18 protein-coding genes are annotated in these 17,562 nt (G+C 41.2%); 15 read left to right on the forward strand and 3 right to left on the reverse strand.

From position 1 onward, the window contains the following. Nucleotides 1-30: 30 nt before the first annotated feature. The 5 genes from KQP93_RS16785 (at nt 31) to KQP93_RS16805 (ending at nt 4,483) form a co-directional block, all read left to right on the forward strand. Entirely contained in the window at nt 31-660 is a 630-nt protein-coding gene (locus KQP93_RS16785; RefSeq protein ID WP_217875288.1) for a methylthioribulose 1-phosphate dehydratase, read from the forward strand. Next, nucleotides 657-1,343, forward strand: coding sequence for an acireductone synthase (gene mtnC, locus KQP93_RS16790; protein WP_217875289.1), 687 nt, complete (start codon nt 657-659; stop codon nt 1,341-1,343). The genes KQP93_RS16785 and mtnC overlap by 4 nt, the downstream gene beginning before the upstream one ends. Beyond that, entirely contained in the window at nt 1,340-1,882 is a 543-nt protein-coding gene (locus KQP93_RS16795; protein WP_217875290.1) for a 1,2-dihydroxy-3-keto-5-methylthiopentene dioxygenase, read from the forward strand. The genes mtnC and KQP93_RS16795 overlap by 4 nt, the downstream gene beginning before the upstream one ends. A gap of 1 nt (nt 1,883) precedes the next feature. Beyond that, nucleotides 1,884-2,225: a gamma-glutamylcyclotransferase family protein gene (locus KQP93_RS16800; protein ID WP_217875291.1), complete on the forward strand. Its 342-nt coding sequence runs from the start codon at nt 1,884-1,886 to the stop codon at nt 2,223-2,225. Between the two features lie 95 nt (nt 2,226-2,320). Then, complete coding sequence (locus KQP93_RS16805; protein ID WP_217875292.1) at nt 2,321-4,483, forward strand: winged helix-turn-helix domain-containing protein; 2,163 nt, start codon at nt 2,321-2,323, stop codon at nt 4,481-4,483. A gap of 1 nt (nt 4,484) precedes the next feature. Here the strand turns inward: KQP93_RS16805 and mtnA are convergent, their stop codons facing one another. After that, a complete protein-coding gene (gene mtnA / locus KQP93_RS16810; protein WP_217875293.1) occupies nt 4,485-5,513 on the reverse strand; it encodes an S-methyl-5-thioribose-1-phosphate isomerase in 1,029 nt (342 codons plus the stop codon). A gap of 145 nt (nt 5,514-5,658) precedes the next feature. Between mtnA and mtnK the strand changes: the two genes are divergently transcribed. After that, nucleotides 5,659-6,876, forward strand: a complete 1,218-nt coding sequence (gene mtnK / locus KQP93_RS16815) for an S-methyl-5-thioribose kinase (protein ID WP_217875294.1) — start codon at nt 5,659-5,661, stop codon at nt 6,874-6,876. Nucleotides 6,877-6,927: 51 nt separating this feature from the next. Here mtnK and KQP93_RS16820 read toward each other — a convergent pair whose 3' ends face one another. Both KQP93_RS16820 and KQP93_RS16825 read right to left on the reverse strand, forming a co-directional pair. Then, entirely contained in the window at nt 6,928-8,412 is a 1,485-nt protein-coding gene (locus KQP93_RS16820; protein WP_217875295.1) for an FMN-binding glutamate synthase family protein, read from the reverse strand. Nucleotides 8,413-8,524: 112 nt separating this feature from the next. Next, nucleotides 8,525-10,303, reverse strand: coding sequence for a DUF885 domain-containing protein (locus KQP93_RS16825; protein ID WP_217875296.1), 1,779 nt, complete (start codon nt 10,301-10,303; stop codon nt 8,525-8,527). Nucleotides 10,304-10,662: 359 nt separating this feature from the next. On the opposite strand from KQP93_RS16825, the gene KQP93_RS16830 reads away from it, so the two are divergent. From KQP93_RS16830 to KQP93_RS16870, 9 genes are all read left to right on the forward strand, one after another. Continuing rightward, nucleotides 10,663-11,649, forward strand: coding sequence for a GGDEF domain-containing protein (locus KQP93_RS16830; protein WP_054563036.1), 987 nt, complete (start codon nt 10,663-10,665; stop codon nt 11,647-11,649). A gap of 121 nt (nt 11,650-11,770) precedes the next feature. Continuing rightward, on the forward strand, nt 11,771-12,526 hold the full coding sequence (gene ubiE / locus KQP93_RS16835; protein WP_055020565.1) for a bifunctional demethylmenaquinone methyltransferase/2-methoxy-6-polyprenyl-1,4-benzoquinol methylase UbiE: 756 nt from the start codon (nt 11,771-11,773) through the stop codon (nt 12,524-12,526). A 28-nt stretch (nt 12,527-12,554) separates the two neighbouring features. Beyond that, on the forward strand, nt 12,555-13,160 hold the full coding sequence (locus KQP93_RS16840) for a ubiquinone biosynthesis accessory factor UbiJ (protein ID WP_058586104.1): 606 nt from the start codon (nt 12,555-12,557) through the stop codon (nt 13,158-13,160). Nucleotides 13,161-13,177: 17 nt separating this feature from the next. Continuing rightward, nucleotides 13,178-14,779 carry a ubiquinone biosynthesis regulatory protein kinase UbiB gene (gene ubiB / locus KQP93_RS16845; protein ID WP_217875297.1) on the forward strand — a complete coding sequence of 534 codons (1,602 nt, stop codon included), beginning with the start codon at nt 13,178-13,180 and terminating at the stop codon, nt 14,777-14,779. Between the two features lie 76 nt (nt 14,780-14,855). Then, a complete protein-coding gene (gene tatA / locus KQP93_RS16850) occupies nt 14,856-15,095 on the forward strand; it encodes a Sec-independent protein translocase subunit TatA (protein WP_054562924.1) in 240 nt (79 codons plus the stop codon). Nucleotides 15,096-15,100: 5 nt separating this feature from the next. Next, complete coding sequence (gene tatB, locus KQP93_RS16855; RefSeq protein WP_217875298.1) at nt 15,101-15,433, forward strand: Sec-independent protein translocase protein TatB; 333 nt, start codon at nt 15,101-15,103, stop codon at nt 15,431-15,433. A gap of 50 nt (nt 15,434-15,483) precedes the next feature. Beyond that, the gene (gene tatC / locus KQP93_RS16860; RefSeq protein ID WP_217875299.1) at nt 15,484-16,224 is read left to right on the forward strand and encodes a twin-arginine translocase subunit TatC; all 741 of its coding nucleotides are present in this window, start codon (nt 15,484-15,486) and stop codon (nt 16,222-16,224) included. Nucleotide 16,225: 1 nt separating this feature from the next. Further along, entirely contained in the window at nt 16,226-16,780 is a 555-nt protein-coding gene (locus KQP93_RS16865) for a hypothetical protein (protein ID WP_217875300.1), read from the forward strand. Further along, entirely contained in the window at nt 16,780-17,562 is a 783-nt protein-coding gene (locus KQP93_RS16870; RefSeq protein ID WP_217875301.1) for a TatD family hydrolase, read from the forward strand. Before KQP93_RS16865 ends, KQP93_RS16870 begins: the two co-directional genes overlap by 1 nt.

The raw sequence follows: 17,562 nt of genomic DNA on the forward strand, positions 1-17,562 counted from the left end.
CTAAATAACTTTTAGAATGTCGAGGAATATATGCATAACAATACCGCTATTTCAGAACTAATTGAAGCTGGTAAATGGGTAAGCCAACGTGGCTGGGTCCCTGCTACTGGTGGTAACTTTTCAGCCCGCACTGCAAGCGGTTATGTCGTCACAGCAAGTGGTTTCGATAAAGGTCAACTCGGCACTCATGCATTTATTGAATTTGATCATGAAGGCAATCGTACTAAAGGCTCTGGCAATCCATCAGCTGAAACTGAGCTACATTTAAATATGTATAAGCTAATCCCATCAGCTAAATTTGTTTTGCACACTCATTCTGTTGCAGCAACCGTGTTATCTCGCGTGATCAAAGGTCACGCTATCAATTTACATGGCTACGAAATGCAAAAATCTTTAAGCGGTGTTAAATCGCACTTAGATAACTTAACTATTCCTATTTTTGATAATGACCAAGACATTGACCGTTTAAGCTTACTGGTCAGTGATCATCACCTTCACACGCCTATTGAGCATGCCGTATTAATTCGTGGCCATGGTTTATATGTCGTTGGCCGAGATATCAAAGAAGTACTTCGTCATTTAGAAGGATTAGAGTTTCTATTTAGCTGTGAGCTTGAGCGCCTAAAACTAGAAGGTATTCAAGCTGGAGTTCAGCCATGATCAAAGCAATTTTAACCGATATTGAAGGCACTATTACCCGCATCTCATTTGTTAAAGACGTATTATTTCCTTACGCGGCAGGGCAATTACCTGAGTTTGTAAAATCACATCAAACAGACCCAGAAGTTGCAGCACAAATTGAGGCTGTTAAAGCACATATTGAACAACCCGAAGCCGATATCGACACGGTCATTAAGCATTTAATTCATTGGATTGAAACAGATCAAAAAATTACCCCACTCAAGCAGTTGCAAGGCTTAATTTGGCAAACGGGCTACGAAAGTGGTGATTTTACTGGCCACCTTTACCCAGATGCTTATGACTTTTTACAAGCCCAAAAAAAAGCTGGTAAAAGTTTATATGTCTACTCATCAGGCTCAGTAAAAGCCCAACACCTGATTTTTGAATTTTCTGACTACGGTGATGTTAGACCTTTATTTAGTGATTACTTCGACACTAAAGTCGGCGCAAAACAACAGCAAAGCTCTTATGAGAATATTATTGCCGAGCTACCATTTGACGCTGCCGAAGTGTTGTTCTTAAGCGATGTGGTGGCAGAGCTTGATGCTGCTAAAGCTGCAGGCCTTGGAACTTTGCACCTTGTTCGCGATGGCCAAGCGGTAAGTGACGCTCACCCATATATCAATGACTTTTCGGAATTTAGCGCGGAGCTGTTAGCATGAGTCAATTAACTATTTATAACGATAACAACGCAAACGACATACTGTTTCATAGTGAAGACTTAAGCGCTATTGCCAATGAACTAAATACAGTTGGCGTTCGCTTTGAGCAGTGGCAAGCAACAGCACAAATTGACCAAGATACCAGCCAAGACGCTATTTTAACTGCTTATGCTAACGATATAGATCGGCTAAAAGCTGAAGGGGGCTATCAAACAGTGGATGTTATTTCGCTTGCTAAGGGTAATCCAAATGCCAGCGAACTTCGCAGTAAGTTCTTGTTTGAACATACACATAGCGAAGATGAAGTTCGTTTTTTTGTGAAAGGCCAAGGTTTATTCTGCTTACATTTAGGCGACAAAGTATATCAAGTGCTTTGCCAACAAGGTGACCTAATTTCAGTACCAGAACTCACACCACATTGGTTTGATATGGGCAGCGACCCTGAATTCACAGCAATTCGCTTATTCAATAATACCGAAGGTTGGGTCGCTAAAAGCACTGAGTCAACCATTGCTACCAACTTCCCACTGCTAGACTAACATGGAAAAACTATTCTCGTACGGTACCTTACAGTACCCGCAGGTTCAGCTTGATACCTTCGGGCGTTTGCTCGAAGGTCAACCTGCTACGCTAACTGGGTATGTCATTGGTGAAGTCGAGATCACCGACGAAGCTGTCCTTAAAAGTAGTGGTCAACGTTTTCACCCGGCCTTAATCAAAACGGGCAAACAAAGTGATACGGTTAATGGCACAATTTACTTAATCACCGAACAAGAGCTTGCCCAGGCAGACGCTTACGAAGTAGATGATTATCAGCGAATTGCAGAAACATTCCAATGTAACAACCAAGCTTGGCTATATGTTGCAAAAAACAGCCTTTAATTTACAAATATAAAACAAAAAGACCCAAATTAAGAACAAAAGCTGCTATTATCCTCCCCATTAATAAGTACTCATTATTTGCTAAAGGACTAAACATGGGGTCGGCATTTTCACCCTTACGCGATACCGTTATTTATGTGGGTGAGTGGCAATTTAACACTCAGCAGCAAACCATCAGCGATGGCACTCATACGCGCGAACTAGAACCTTTACTCTATAAACTCTTGTGCTTTTTCATTACTCATAATGATCGCATTATCATTCGCCAAGAGTTGGTTGAAAACATTTGGCAACAAAGCTTTGTTGATGACAATGCCATTAACCGTGCCATCTCTGAATTAAGAAAAGTACTCAAGTCAGAAAAGCAGCCCGGGCAAACCATTAAAACCCATTACCGCAAAGGTTATAGCCTATTTATTGAAGTTAAGTCTCTTGATCACGCTGTGAATAGAGAGCTGCCAAAAACAGAAAATGTAATAACAGTAGATAAAGACGCTGATACCCAAGTTAAACCTACGGCCATTAATGAGCAAAAAGCGCATTCTTCACGCTGGCCATGGCCTTTTGCAGCGTTAGTGCTTGGTGTATTGATTACTGCTATTTGGTTATTTTCACAACAGCCTAAAGCAAATGATGAAGTACAAAACGAAGCACCATTTTTAGACCTGCAAGCTGAAACCATTTCATGGCATAAAGGCACACACTATCAATTATTGCTAAACCACGACAAAACGCAGCTTGCCTATGTGCTGCAAAATGAAAATCAACATATTTATGTTGTCGACTTAACGACTAAAAAAGAGTACTCAATTACATCTGGCGCTATCTTTTTACAGGGATGGTCTAAAGATGGCGAGAGGCTATTTTATAGTTCATGTGAAAACAGTGACTTCAATGACTGTAGTGCTTGGCAAGCAAGTAATTTGCTATCAAATGAAGTAGTACTAAAGCCAGTTACAAATCAATCTATATTAAATATCACACCAGATCAGTACATTGAAATTGGTAATGTGGCAATTACAAGGCGTAATAATTACCGTGGCTTAACCCACTTATCTGCTCTGTATGCGCTGGACTTAAAGACAGGTGAGGAAATTCGCATTACATCACCTAATATTACTGGCACCGGCGATTATATTTTAACAACACTTAAAAACCCCAACCGTGTTATTTTTGAACGCCACAATGTTGGCCAAACAGAAATTTATATAGCGAATTTAGACGGTAGCTCACTCAAACTTTTAACCACCAACGAATACCGAGCTTGGGCTGCGACTTATGATGAACAAACTAACTCGCTTATTTGGTATAACCGCAGTAAATTAACAATTGAATCATATTCATTTGATACCATGAGTCGGGGGCAAGCCATTAAAGCCCCAGTAAAGCGAGCAAATTACGCTTACCCTCTTAATAAACAAAGTGTACTGATCAGTACTGATATACACGACAGTGATGCGGCTATATTTGACCTAACATCAAAAGAAATGAGCTATATTGCCACGGCTAATAAGCATGAAGGTGATTTGGTCGCCCTAACTAATAATGATGTCTACTTCGCTGATCTTGAATATCATAAACGACAACACTGGCTCAGAAAAAACAACCAATATATAGATATAACCGACAAGATTGGTAAAGATACCACTATTATTTCTGCAAATAACGACAGCAGTCAACTGGTGAGTTTTAATAAAACCAATCAAAAGCTAAGCTTATTAAATGCCAATGACTTTTCAGAGGTTAAGCACTGGACACTACCAGGAAACAGCAAACTGGCAGCAGTCAGAGGTAATAAAATTGCAGTAATTTTTACCGAGCTTAGTAACCAGCAAAACCAACTAATGATTTTACACACCAACAGCAATGAGGTTGTCAAAAGCACCATCGACACCCCATTGGCAATTGCTTGGTATGATGATAATCAGCTAATCGTCCATTCTAAGTACGGAAAATATTTGCTTTTAGATAGTGACAGTAACACTTATAGTGAGCTGATAACTCCTGACAAACTAATCGAGCTAAAGCCTTCAATTATCACTATGACAAGCAACCATCACAGCTTATATATCGCCACAAATAATGAAATTTATAGTATTAACTTGGCAAACATACAGGATGTTGATCTGGCACTGAAAATGCGGCCCTTACACTATATAACGCATATCAATGCCAATAATGACAAGCTCGCTATTTCATTCGTAACAGCAAATACTCAAAATAGCATTGAGCTCTACACTAAAAAAAGTGCTGAGTAATTTACGACTTTAACTGCTTTAGAATACCTTGCTCGATATCGGACTGGTTATAAACTCCGCTATCGAGCACCCATCCTGTGACTAGGCTAGCCGGTGTAACATCAAATGCTGGGTTATAAACCTTTGCGTTAGTCGGTGCCCACATCGCTTCACCAAAACTACCACTAACACCGCGCACTTCATTAGGGGTGCGTTGTTCAATTTCGATATCTGCACCACACTGTGTATGTGTATCAAGCGTCGTAAGTGGCGCAACGACATAAAATGGAATGTTATGGAAATGCGCTAACACAGCAAGGTTATATGTGCCTACCTTATTGGCAAAATCACCGTTTGCAGCAATGCGATCGGCACCTACAAAGATTTTATCGACTTTACCTGCCGCCATTAAACTAGCCGCCATGTTATCGCAAATCAAGGTATAAGGAATTTGCCAGCGCTCAAGCTCAAAAGCCGTTAAACGACCGCCTTGCAGTAACGGCCTTGTTTCATCAACCCAAACATGAATATCACCATGGCGTTGCTGAGCTTTATAAATCACACCTAATGCAGTACCTACGCCCGCAGTCGCTAAAGCACCTGTATTACAATGGGTTAAAATGTTATCTCCCTTATTTACCAAAGCCGCACCACGTTCTGCCATGCTATCGCAAAGGGCAATATCTTCTTTAAATAACTGCTCAGCAGTAGAAACAACAGCAGTTACAAAGTCAGTCTCTGCAAGCGCTGCACGTAACTTGGCCATGCAGTGCATAAGGTTTACCGCTGTTGGGCGGGTTGCTTCTAGTTCATCAATGGCAATAGCAAGTGCTGATTGACTCATGCCTTGCTCAGCTAGGTGTGCAACCAATAAGCTAGCACCTAAGCCGATTAAAGGCGCTCCCCGGATTTTCAAAGTCAGAATCAAATCTTTCATCGTTTCAACATCGTTACATACATGCCAATGCTGTTGATGTGGCAACAAATACTGATCAAGCACGGTTAGCGTACCTTGCTGATATTTAATACTGCTGGCGATGAGATCTTGCATACTGAATCCGAATAACTAATGAATAACTAATTTAAGTGAATAGTTATTTTACATCAGTTTTGATAACTAACAAGCTAGATGTATGGACATCTAAACGGTTACAGGTATAGAATGCTCAAAGTTAATTGTATTACGAGATAGAGCCATGGCTAAATACACTGCCTTTAATGCAGAGCATGCTGTTGATTACATTAAAGAACTTGTTAAAAGTGAACTAATTTCAGTCTTCCCTGCTGATGCAGCACTGACTGCATACGAGTTTGGAGACGGAAACTTAAACTTAGTTTTTCGGGTTGCTGATCAGCACAACAACAGTGTAATTCTAAAGCAAGCACTCCCTTATGCCCGCTGCGTAGGTGAGTCATGGCCATTATCGTTAGACCGCGCCAGAATCGAAGCCGAAGTATTGATTAATCATGGTAAGTTATGCCCAGAGCATACCGTGGCGATATTGCATCACAATGTAGAGCTGGCATTAACCGTGTTAGAAGATTTAGGTGAGTTACAAATTTTACGTGGCGCACAAATCAATGCAGAGCAATTTCCATTATTGGCCAGCCATGTTGCGCTCTATTTAAGCCGAACAGGCTTTTATAACTCAGACTTTTACTTATCTGCTGAAGATAAAAAAGCCAAAGTCGGCCAATTTATTAATCCTGATTTATGTAAGATCACAGAAGACTTATTCTTTACTGATCCGTACATTGAGCATGAGCGCAATAATTTCCCTGCTGAGCTTAATGAGCACGTCGAAAGTATTCGAAATAATGATGGTTTAAAACTGGCCGCAGCGAAATTAAAAGCTAAGTTCTTATCATGCCCGCAAACTTTATTGCATGGCGATATGCATAGTGGCAGCATTTTTGTTGATAGCAAAACCACTAAAATGATCGACCCAGAGTTCGGTTTTTTTGGCCCTGTTGGCTTTGATATCGGCTCATTTATGGGTAACTTGCTACTAAATTACTGCGCCCAAAACGCCCGTATTACAGAGCAAGCAAAACGCCGCCAGTATCAAACCCATTTATTAACCTGCTTACAAGACTGTTATAGCCAATTTGAGCAACATTGGTTAAACCTAGCAAGCAGCGAAGCAACTGATATTAGCTTTGCAAACCGCGCCTTTAGCGAAGATTATTTACAACACGTATTGCGTGATGCGATTGGCTACTGTGGCGCTGAACTTATTCGCCGTACTATTGGTTTAGCCCATGTTGCAGATATAGACGGTATTGAAGATGCACAAGCTCGTTTAGCAGTACAACAGCAAACGCTCGTACTTGGCGAGCAACTGATGCTCAATGCCACAAGCTGTAACAATAAAGACGAGTTCTTTTCTTTATTAATCAGTTTATTAAACTAATAATCAAAAAGTAAAAAGGCGCTCAATGCGCCTTTTAATTATTCAACAAGATTATTTATTGTAGTGCTCATACATTTTATCGAGCGGCTCTGATAAACCATTTTCTTGTACCACTCGCACATGCTGGCGAGCTAACTCGCGGGCACTTGATACACCACATGAATGAGCAATCAGCCCTGCCCCGTAATGAATATATTTATTATAGTTAGCAACACGCTGAGCCTTATCGGTCACATCGAGGCCTCGCTGTAAGCGTTCATTATGAGTCGTAATACCGGTCGGGCAGGTATCTTTATTACATTGTAGAGCCTGAATACAACCAAGCGAAAACATATGACCACGCGCCGACACAATAAAATCAGCACCCAATGCAAGTGCCCAAGCCACTTTTGACGGTACGATTAGCTTACCCGATGCAATCACTTTTACACGCTCTCTGAGACCATGTTTTTTTAGCAGATCAACAACCAAAGGCAGGCTCTCTCGTAGCGGTAAACCAACTGAATCCATCAAGGGTTGAGGGGCTGCGCCCGTTCCACCGTCGGCACTATCTATAGTGATAAAGTCAGGGGCAGATTCAATGCCTCGGTTATTGATTTCACTGAACAAGGTTTCGAGCCAAGTGTATTCACCAATCACCGCTTTAAAACCGGTTGGTTTACCTGTGGTACTGCGTACCGTTTCAATCATATCGAGTAAATCTGCTGGGCATTTAATCTCTGGATGACCATTTGGACTAATCGAATCATGCCCTTCAGGAATACCCCGAATTTTTGCAATTTCAGCAGTCACTTTGCGCCCTGGTAACATACCTCCTTTACCGGGTTTAGCACCTTGACTCATTTTAATTTCGAACATTTTAACTTGTTCGTGCTCAGCAATCGCTTTGAGTTTTTCGGTGCTTAATTTACCGTGCTCATCTCGTACACCATATTTTGCCGTGCCAATCTGAAACACAATATCAGCGCCACCTTCAAGGTGGTAAGGGCTGAGTCCTCCTTCACCGGTATTCATCCAACAACCTGCTAACTTTGCACCTCGCGATAGTGCGCGCACCGCGGGCTTAGATAAGGCACCAAAGCTCATGCCAGAAATATTAAATAACGAGTTTGTTGTATAAGGAACGTGGCAATAAGGCCCTAATGTAACTTCGCTCGGGTCGAGTGCATCTTCATCTAAGGTTGGGAACGCACAGTTCATAAACATCACCGTTCCCGTTGCTTCAAGGCTTTGGGTTGAACCAAACGCAGTAGTGCGATCAACATTTTTTGCTGCGCGATAAACCCAGCTTCGCTCAGCACGATTAAATGGTAGCTCTTCCCTATCCATGGCAAAAAAGTATTGTCGGAAGAATTCACCTTGGCGCTCAAAGAAATAACGAAAGCGGCCGATCACCGGGTAATTACGGCGAATCGCCTGCTTAGACTGCGTCACATCACTAATGTAAAAGCACACAATCACCAGCAAACCTATGCCGAGTGCAAAAATAAACAAGCTGGCAAAAACATCGATACTAAAAATTATAAAATCACTCATCCAAGGCCCCTTTGTGAAATGACATCCTTCAAAGCATATAAGGTGTTTATATTACGTGCAATAAACAAAAAAGGCGTGATGTAAGTCACGCCTTTTCGTTTCTTTTATGCCGCTATGCTGCTCGTTTGGCTAATTCAGCTTTAATATAAAGTTGAATTTGCTCTTCAAGCACCGACATTGGCACTGAGCCATGACGTAATACTTGATGGTGGAATTCGCGAATATCGAAATCTTGACCAAGTGCTTGCTCAGCTTCGTGGCGTAAACGTTTAATTGTTAACTCACCTATTTTGTATGACAACGCTTGTGCAGGCCATGAAATATAGCGGTCAGTTTCGGTCTTTACGTTATGTAATGATAGCGCAGTGTTTTCGCTCATAAATTTCATTGCGCGTTCGCGGCTCCAGCCATACATATGCATACCTGTATCAACCACTAAACGTGCTGCACGCCACATTTCATAGGTTAAACGACCAAAATCACTGTATGGGTCTTGATAAAAGCCCGCTTCGATACCTAAAAACTCCGAATATAAGCCCCAACCTTCACCAAATGCCGACAAATATGCATTACGGCGATAACTTGGTAATGACTCAAGTTCTGCATTAAGTGAAATTTGTAAATGATGCCCAGGTACAGCTTCGTGCAAAGTTAATGCTTCAAGTACATACAACGGGCGCTTATCTAACGCATAGGTATTAACCCAGTAATAACCCGCTTGATCATCACGGCGAGAACCTGAGTAACGGCCGGTTGTATATTTAGGGGCAATACTCTCTGGCACTGGTGCAACACCGTACGGCATTCTTGGCAAGGTGTGGAATAACTTAGGTAACTGCGCATCCATTTTCTTGGCGATGTAAGACGCTTCTTTTAGCAAATCTTTTGGTGTTTTTGCGTAAAATTGCGGATCAGTACGTAAAAAGTGCACAAAATCAGCAAACGAGCCTTCAAAGCCTACTTTCTCAATAATTTTTTCCATTTCTGCACGAATACGCGCAACTTCTTGTAAACCCAGTTCATGGATTTCTTTTGGCGTCATATCTGTGGTGGTGTAGTACTTAGCGCGATTTTCGTAAAACGCTTTGCCATTCGGCGTACTTGAAATACCAATATCTGTACGTGCACCCGGTTGATACTCATTGTTAAAGAAGGTTAAGTAACCTTGATATGCCGGAATAACTTGTTCTGTGATAATGGTTTGCGCTTGCTTTTGTAGCGCTGCAAACTCGCTATCACTTACACCTGCCGTGTTATTTAAAAATGGTTTGTAAAATTCAGACTGTGTCGCATCATCAACAATATAAGCCGTGATTGAGTCTTGATAGCCTTCTAAAACAGCCTTTGGTTGAGTTAAACCTACTTCAAGACCTTTACGCATCCAGCCGATATTTTGCGAAAAGTAGCGAGGAATTTGCTGTAATTTAGCAAGATATAGCTGGTAATCTTGTGGTTTTGTGTAATCTGAGCTTGATATCATAAATGATAGGCTAGAATGGAAGCCATACTCAGATGTCAGCGGCATATAGTGCGCATTAAACACATATTCATCGACACTATTTTGCACTTGGCCACGCAAAATAGTCAGATTAATGCGATTTTCTTCCGATAACTTATCACGGTCGATAGCGTCTAGCTCGGCAAGTAACTCTGTATTCTTCTTGTATTTTTGTTCTAAAAATTCAGCCGATAGATTTTCTAATAAATAACCATCAACGCCATTTTCTTTACCATAAGGGCTGATGCTTTGACGATAATTAACAATATTTTCGGCTACTTGAGTAAATTGCTGATCAGCATCAATATTTGTTACTTGGCAAGCGCTTAAAGTACAAGCTAAAGCAACCGCAATAACAGAACGGTTTAAAGTTCGCGACAATGTTTGTTTCATAGCATTCTTTTTAGTTTTAATCAGTATCGCTAAAGTAGCGCAGCACTGGCTAAAACCCAAGCAAATGCGACCAAGCTAAGGTTAAATACGCTCAAATTAACAGCGCAGTGTAAATAAGAATGAGCAAGGTTTAAGCAATTTTTAATTACACTTGTTAAAGTTGTTGAGAAAATCAGCTAATAGACACAAACGAAACAAATTTAAGTTCCAAAATTAGCGATTTTGCTTTTAAATAGACTGATTACAGATTACTGTAGACTCGGTATTTATGCTTGGAAGCAAATAAACTTTACGGAAGAGATTATTAATTGGTTGATATGCGTATTTAGTGGTATTGAAAAATGATGTTCCATGATCCCATGGCTATTGCTCAAGAAAAAATGACAAAGGTATGTATCTTTTTAGAACATCATGCATTACCGCCGTCACCACTTAACTACCAAGTTGTTTACACCTACGTAAGCCAATCTAACCCAAAACTTAACGCCGCTATTGACCGTGCTATCGCACAAAGAAAAACCATTGATTGTGTCTATGTAGAACAGCTTTATTTCGATTTTATAGAGCAAGGCCATAAAATGAAAACCGCCATTGTTCGTAACGTTGACTCAGTAATTAACACTCTTTCGCGTAATGCTAGCAATAACGAACAAAATATTGTGCGCTTTGCTGATCAAGTTAGTGACTGTGTGCATTCAATCGATGAAAACAATATTGAGCAAACGCGTCACGCATTAAAAATGCTTAGCAAGCAATCTGAAGTACTGCTCAACCAGCACCGTCAATTTAAGCAAGAAATAGCAAAAGCCAAATCACTGCAAGAAAAAACCCAAAAACAGCTCACTCAATTACGCAAACAACACATTACCGACCAACAAACTGGCTTATACAAGCGCCATTACTTAAATCAACAAACCCAACTCTGGGTCGGCCAAAATAAAGCAGTTTGTGCTATCTCTATTCACATTGAGAACCTAAACCATTTTATTGAAAACTATGGTGATGTCATTGGTGAGGTAATTTTAAATAAAGTCGCCAAGCAAGTGCAAAAATACGTACAAGAAAGCGGCTTACCTGGGCGCACAAGTAAAGATGAATTTACCATCTTACTTGCCGACATAGAGCCTGAGACAGCGAACTTAATTGCCGAAAAAGTACGAAATGGCGTAGAAAAGCTGCGCTTTGTCAGCTCAAAAAATGGCACCAAACTTCCTGCTATCACCCTAGCCCTAGGTATCGCTAAACATGAAGGTGATGGCGACTTTAACAGTTTAGCTCGTAAAGCCTCTTTAGCAGCCGCTAAAGCCAAGTCACTTGGACAAAGTAGTTTTATTGCCGGCCAATAAAGTTCAAAACTGCGCTAAGTCATGAAAAGCCACGCTAATCTGATGATTTAGTTATAATCAAATTGCACCCTACAGCTACAATCAAGTACACTAGTCTTTATTGCCACGATAGAGATTAATCATGAACGAGAATCAAGAAAAGACCACGCATTTTGGCTATAAAACCGTTGCTGAAAACGACAAAGCATCAATGGTTGCAGATGTATTCCATTCAGTCGCTGCAAAGTATGACGTAATGAATGATCTTATGTCGTTCGGTATTCATCGTTTATGGAAACGCCAAACTATTGCAAGTTCAGGTGTTCGCAAAGGTCACTATGTATTGGACCTTGCAGGTGGTACAGGTGATTTAACCGCTAAATTTAGTCAGCTAGTGGGTGAAACCGGTCAGGTTATCTTAGGCGATATTAACTCTTCAATGCTGAAAGTTGGCCGTGAGAAACTTCGTAACCTTGGTCGTGTGGGCAATATCGAATATGTTCAAATGAATGCAGAAGCATTGCCATTTCCTGATAACAGCTTTGACTTAATTACTATCGCGTTTGGTCTTCGTAACGTGACCGATAAAGATAAAGCTCTGCGCTCAATGTATCGTATTCTTAAGCCAGGTGGCCGTTTACTCGTGCTTGAGTTCTCAAAACCAGAGCAAGAAATATTAAGCAAAGCCTACGATTTCTACTCATTTAATATTTTACCTAAGATGGGTGAGCTGGTAGCGAATGATGGCGAGTCTTATCAATACCTTGCTGAATCTATTCGTATGCATCCAGATCAAGAAACATTAAAAGGCATGATGGAAGATGCGGGTTTTGAACAAACCAGTTATCAAAACCTTACTGGCGGTATTGTTGCCCTTCACCGTGGTTTTAAATACTAAAAATTCTGTAAATTAAGTAGGTAACGCGATGTTAGCAAACGCTCTGTTATCACTCGTCGAACGAATCATTAATCAACTGCTGCAGTTAGACCCTCAGTTAAAGGGTAAGCTTGCAGCAATTGCTGATAAACAGCTGTTGATTGAGATACGTGATTGGCAACAGTCAATTTTGTGTGTTTACAGCGACGAGCAAATTCACTTATACAGTACGCAAGAGCGTAGTTTTGATTGCATGATCAGCGCCGATATCGACACCTTGTTGGCGCTTAAAGATCCATCAATGCTCACGCAACTCATTCGCCAAGATAAGCTCGACTTACAAGGCGACTTAAATCTTGCACAAGGTTTCAGTAATGCCTTTGCTGAGCTTGATATTGATTGGCCAGAACATTTTTCTCGGTACATTGGCGACGCCCCAGCGCAACAGTTGTGGCTCTCTATTCAAGCTTTAAAACGTCGTGGCTCACAAACGAAAAGCAAGTTAGAAAACACCTTAACAACGCTTTGCCAAGATGAGTTAGCAGTGACTATACACCCTCTTGAGCTTGCTGAATTTAAACAGCAAAACCGCCAATTAAAAAGCCAAGTATCTCAATTAGAGATGCGAATTAACGCGCTGTTACAGTCTCGCTAATGCGCTAAGGAACTTGTGTGTCGTCTGCTCGTCTTTATTACATCACTAAAACCCTACTGAGCTATGGCTTAGACGAATTAATTCCACGTAAACGAGTGCCTTGGTTTGCCAAACTCGCCCGTGGTAGCTTATTTTGGTTACGTAACCAACATAAAGATAAACCTGCAGGTATGCGCTTACGACTTGCTCTGCAAGAGCTTGGCCCTGTGTGGATCAAGTTTGGCCAAATGCTTTCAACACGCCGTGATTTACTCCCTCATGATGTCGCATTAGAGCTTGCACTACTGCAAGATCAAGTTGAGCCTTTTGAAGGTGAACTTGCCCAGCAGCTTATTGAAAAAGCGCTGGGTATTAATGATATTAGTGAATTGTTTAGTGATTTTTCGCAAACACCTTTAGCATCAGCCTCGATTGCACAAGTTCACACTGCAACCTTAATTGATGAGCATGGCGCACCACAAGATGTGGTTATTAAGGTCATTCGCCCTAACATTAAAGAGCAAATTGATGCCGACTTAATGCTAATGCAAAAAGTCGCACGCTTGGTTGCTAAGTTATTAAAAGAAGCGAAACGTTTACGCCCTATTGAGGTCGTAAACGAGTACAAAAAAACCTTGCTCGATGAGCTCGACTTAATGCGCGAAGGGGCGAATGCAATTCAGCTACGCCGTAACTTTGAAGACTCAGATTCGCTCTACATTCCTTTTGTTTATAGCGACTACAGCCGCAGTAACGTATTAGTAATGGAGCGCATTTACGGTATTCCGGTATCAGATACCGACGCATTGCTGGCACAAAATACCAATATGCAGCTGCTAGCTGAGCGCGGTGTCGAAGTATTTTTCACACAAGTATTCCGTGATAGTTTCTTCCACGCTGATATGCACCCAGGTAATATCTTCGTTTCTCGCGAAAGCCCTCATAACCCAAAATATATCGGTATTGATTGCGGTATTGTAGGCACCCTTAATCGTGAAGATAAGCGCTATTTAGCAGAAAACTTTATTGCCTTTTTCAATCGTGATTACCGCCAAGTAGCACAGCTACACGTTGATTCTGGCTGGGTACCCGCCGATACCAGCATTGAAGAGTTTGAATTTGCCATTCGTACTGTGTGTGAGCCAATTTTCAATAAACCACTGGCCGAAATCTCGTTTGGCCATGTGTTAGTCAACCTGTTTAATACGGCTCGTCGCTTTAATATGCAAGTTCAACCGCAATTAGTGTTACTGCAAAAGACGCTGTTGTATGTTGAAGGCCTTGGCAGACAACTGTATCCGCAACTTGATTTATGGAAAACCGCTAAACCTTTTCTAGAAGATTGGGTCAAAGAACAAGTTGGTCCGCTTGCAGTAATGAAAAAAATGTATGCGAATTTGCCATTTTGGGCAGAAAAAATGCCTGAATTACCTGATTTAATTTATCAAAACTTAAAGCGTCAACAACAACCTGTACAATTGCCAGCACCGCAATCTGCTAAACCTTTGTTACTTAGCATCTTTGCTGGTAGCTGTTTAATTGTTTCAGGCTTATGCTATTTACAGCATGACTTAGTTGCCAGTGCAATTACCGCAGGCTTAGCTGTAGCAGGCTTTATTGCAGCATGGCGTAGTGCATAAACTAAGTGCTATTTATGTTTTGGTGAGTATAATCGAGACAAGTCTATTCGATAAATTTGAAAAAACGGAGTAACCCATGGGTTTTGGTGGTATCAGTATTTGGCAACTAATCATTATTTTGGCAATCATCGTGTTGTTATTTGGCACAAAAAAACTTCGTGGCATCGGCGGTGATTTAGGTAGTGCAGTAAAAGGCTTTAAAAAAGCCGTGTCTGATGATGACCAAGCTAGCGCTAAAAGCGAGCAAATAGAACAAGCTTCTAACACGCAAAACAAAGAAACCGTAGAGAAAAGCAAAGACGACCATAAGGCTTAATCAACATGGGGATGTGGGAACTTGTTGTCGTACTGATCGTGGGTCTAATTGTTTTAGGCCCAGAGCGCTTGCCTGTGGCAATTCGCACGGTTAGCCGCTGGGTAAAAACCTTAAAGTCAGTCGCCAACTCAGTGAAAGCAGAAGTGAACGAAGAACTCCGTATCCATGAGCTTCACGAAAACTTAAAAAAAGCAGAGCAACAAAACTTGCAAGAACTATCTCCAGATCTGCAAGACTCTGTAAACGAACTTCAAAAGGCTGCTCAGTCAGTCACCCACAGTTACAAAAAAGACACGCCTGAAAAAACAGAAAGTAATAATAATGACGAAAAAAAGTGAATTTAATCTCTGCTTTTGTGGTCAATAACAACGATGATGAATAGTAAACTATGACCGAGCAAGCTCACACAGGCTTTGTTGGCCACTTAATTGAGTTACGAAATCGACTCATGAAAGCTTTGTTAAGCATTTTGCTAATATTTATCGCTTTGGTGTACTTTGCCAACGATATATATAGCTTTGTTGCAGCTCCACTTGTTGCAAACTTGCCAAGCACTGCCACCATGATCGCAACGGATGTAACGGCACCTTTTTTTGCACCGTTTAAACTCACCTTATTTGTGGCGTTATTTGCTGCTATTCCAATGATACTGCACCAAGTTTGGAGCTTTATAGCACCTGGCTTGTATCAACATGAAAAGCGTATGCTCATGCCCATTTTGGCCTCTAGTATCTTGCTATTTTATGGTGGTATCGCATTTTGCTACTTTGTGGTGTTACCCATTATTTTAGGGTTTTTCACTAGCGCCGGCCCTGATATGATGACATTAGCGCCTGATATTAGTAGCTATTTAAGTTTTGCTTTAAAACTGTTTTTTGCTTTTGGTATTGCCTTTGAAATACCGGTTGCCATCATGTTGTTATGCTGGAGTGGCGCAACAACAACAAAAAGTTTAAAAGAAAAACGACCTTATATCGTGGTAGGTGTATTTGTGGTTGCCATGTTTTTAACACCTCCTGATGTACTGTCACAAACATTACTAGCATTACCCATGCTGTTATTATTTGAATTAGGTTTAATTTTGGCTGCATTCTATACCGCCAAACCTCAACAGGAATCCGAGGAATAAAATGAAAAAACAACTCATTCCCTTCGTTGCTCTTTTAACAATTACTGGCACTGCACAAGCAGACGAAGTTAACTTACAAGCACTACAAGCCTGTACTTTTGTTGAAAATGACTTTAACCGCTTACTTTGTTACGACAACGTAATGGCGGGTAAATCACTATCAAAACCGGCTACCAAACAACAAATTGAACAACCTGTTGCAAGCTCAGCTGCTGCTGCGGCGGCAGCACCTGTTGCGACAGCACCTGTTGCTGCTACAGCCGCAACAACCGAACAAATTGTAAGAACAAAAAATGAAGACTTTGGCTTAGAGCACAAAGAAGTTGCTAAAGTAAACGATGACCAAATTAGCGCTAGTGTAAAAAGCGTGAAAAAAGCGCCTTACGGTGAGCTCATCATCGAACTTGATAATGGTCAGCAATGGCGCCAAGTTGGCTCTGATAGCTTACGCCTGAAAGCGCAAGATGTTGTAGTTATTGAACGTGGCGTTTTCAATTCTTTCCTTCTAAAAGTTGAAGGCCAAAACCGTTCGATTCGTGTAAAGCGCACTAACTAATGAGCATTTCGCTGGTTGATGCTGGCGTCAACTTAAGCAATCATCAATTTGATGATATTCATGACGCTGTGTTACAACGTGCCGCTAAGGCAAATGTAACACAGCTGCTGCTTATTGGCTGCGATCTGCAAAGTAGCCAAGCCTCTCTTAACCTCGCCAAACAGTTTAAGCAATTTTGCACCGCTGGGGTTCACCCTCATGATGCAAAAACCGCCGACGAACACCTAGAAGAGCAGCTAACAACGCTTAGCCAAAACCAGGAAGTAGTTGCTATTGGTGAATGTGGTCTTGATTACAATCGTGACTTTTCTCCTCGAGATGAACAGCGCAGCGTTTTCAGACGCCAGTTACAGCTTGCTGAGCAGCTGAATATGCCGGTGTACTTACATGAGCGAGATGCCAGTGAAGATATGCTCGCAATTTTAAGTGACTTCAAAGTACGAGGTGTATTACACTGCTTTACGGGGGATGAAAAAGCGCTCCAAAGTTACCTAGCAATGGGGCTTTATATCGGTATTACGGGCTGGGTCTGCGATGAACGCCGCGGTGAGCAACTACAAGCCTTAGTGCCATCAATCCCTTTAAATCGCTTGTTAATCGAGACTGATGCACCTTTTTTAATGCCAAGAAATATTCGACCAAGACCGAAATCTCGTCGCAATGAACCTCAGAACCTTCCTTATGTGTGTCAGCAAATTGCTGATTTAAAAGGCTGCGAATTTACTGAAGTGGCAAAACAAACTACACTAAACTTTCAGCAATTATTTTCCATAAAGGGTTAA

The organism is Pseudoalteromonas shioyasakiensis (assembly GCF_019134595.1).
In the GTDB taxonomy this organism is placed as follows: Bacteria; Pseudomonadota; Gammaproteobacteria; order Enterobacterales; family Alteromonadaceae; genus Pseudoalteromonas; species Pseudoalteromonas shioyasakiensis_A.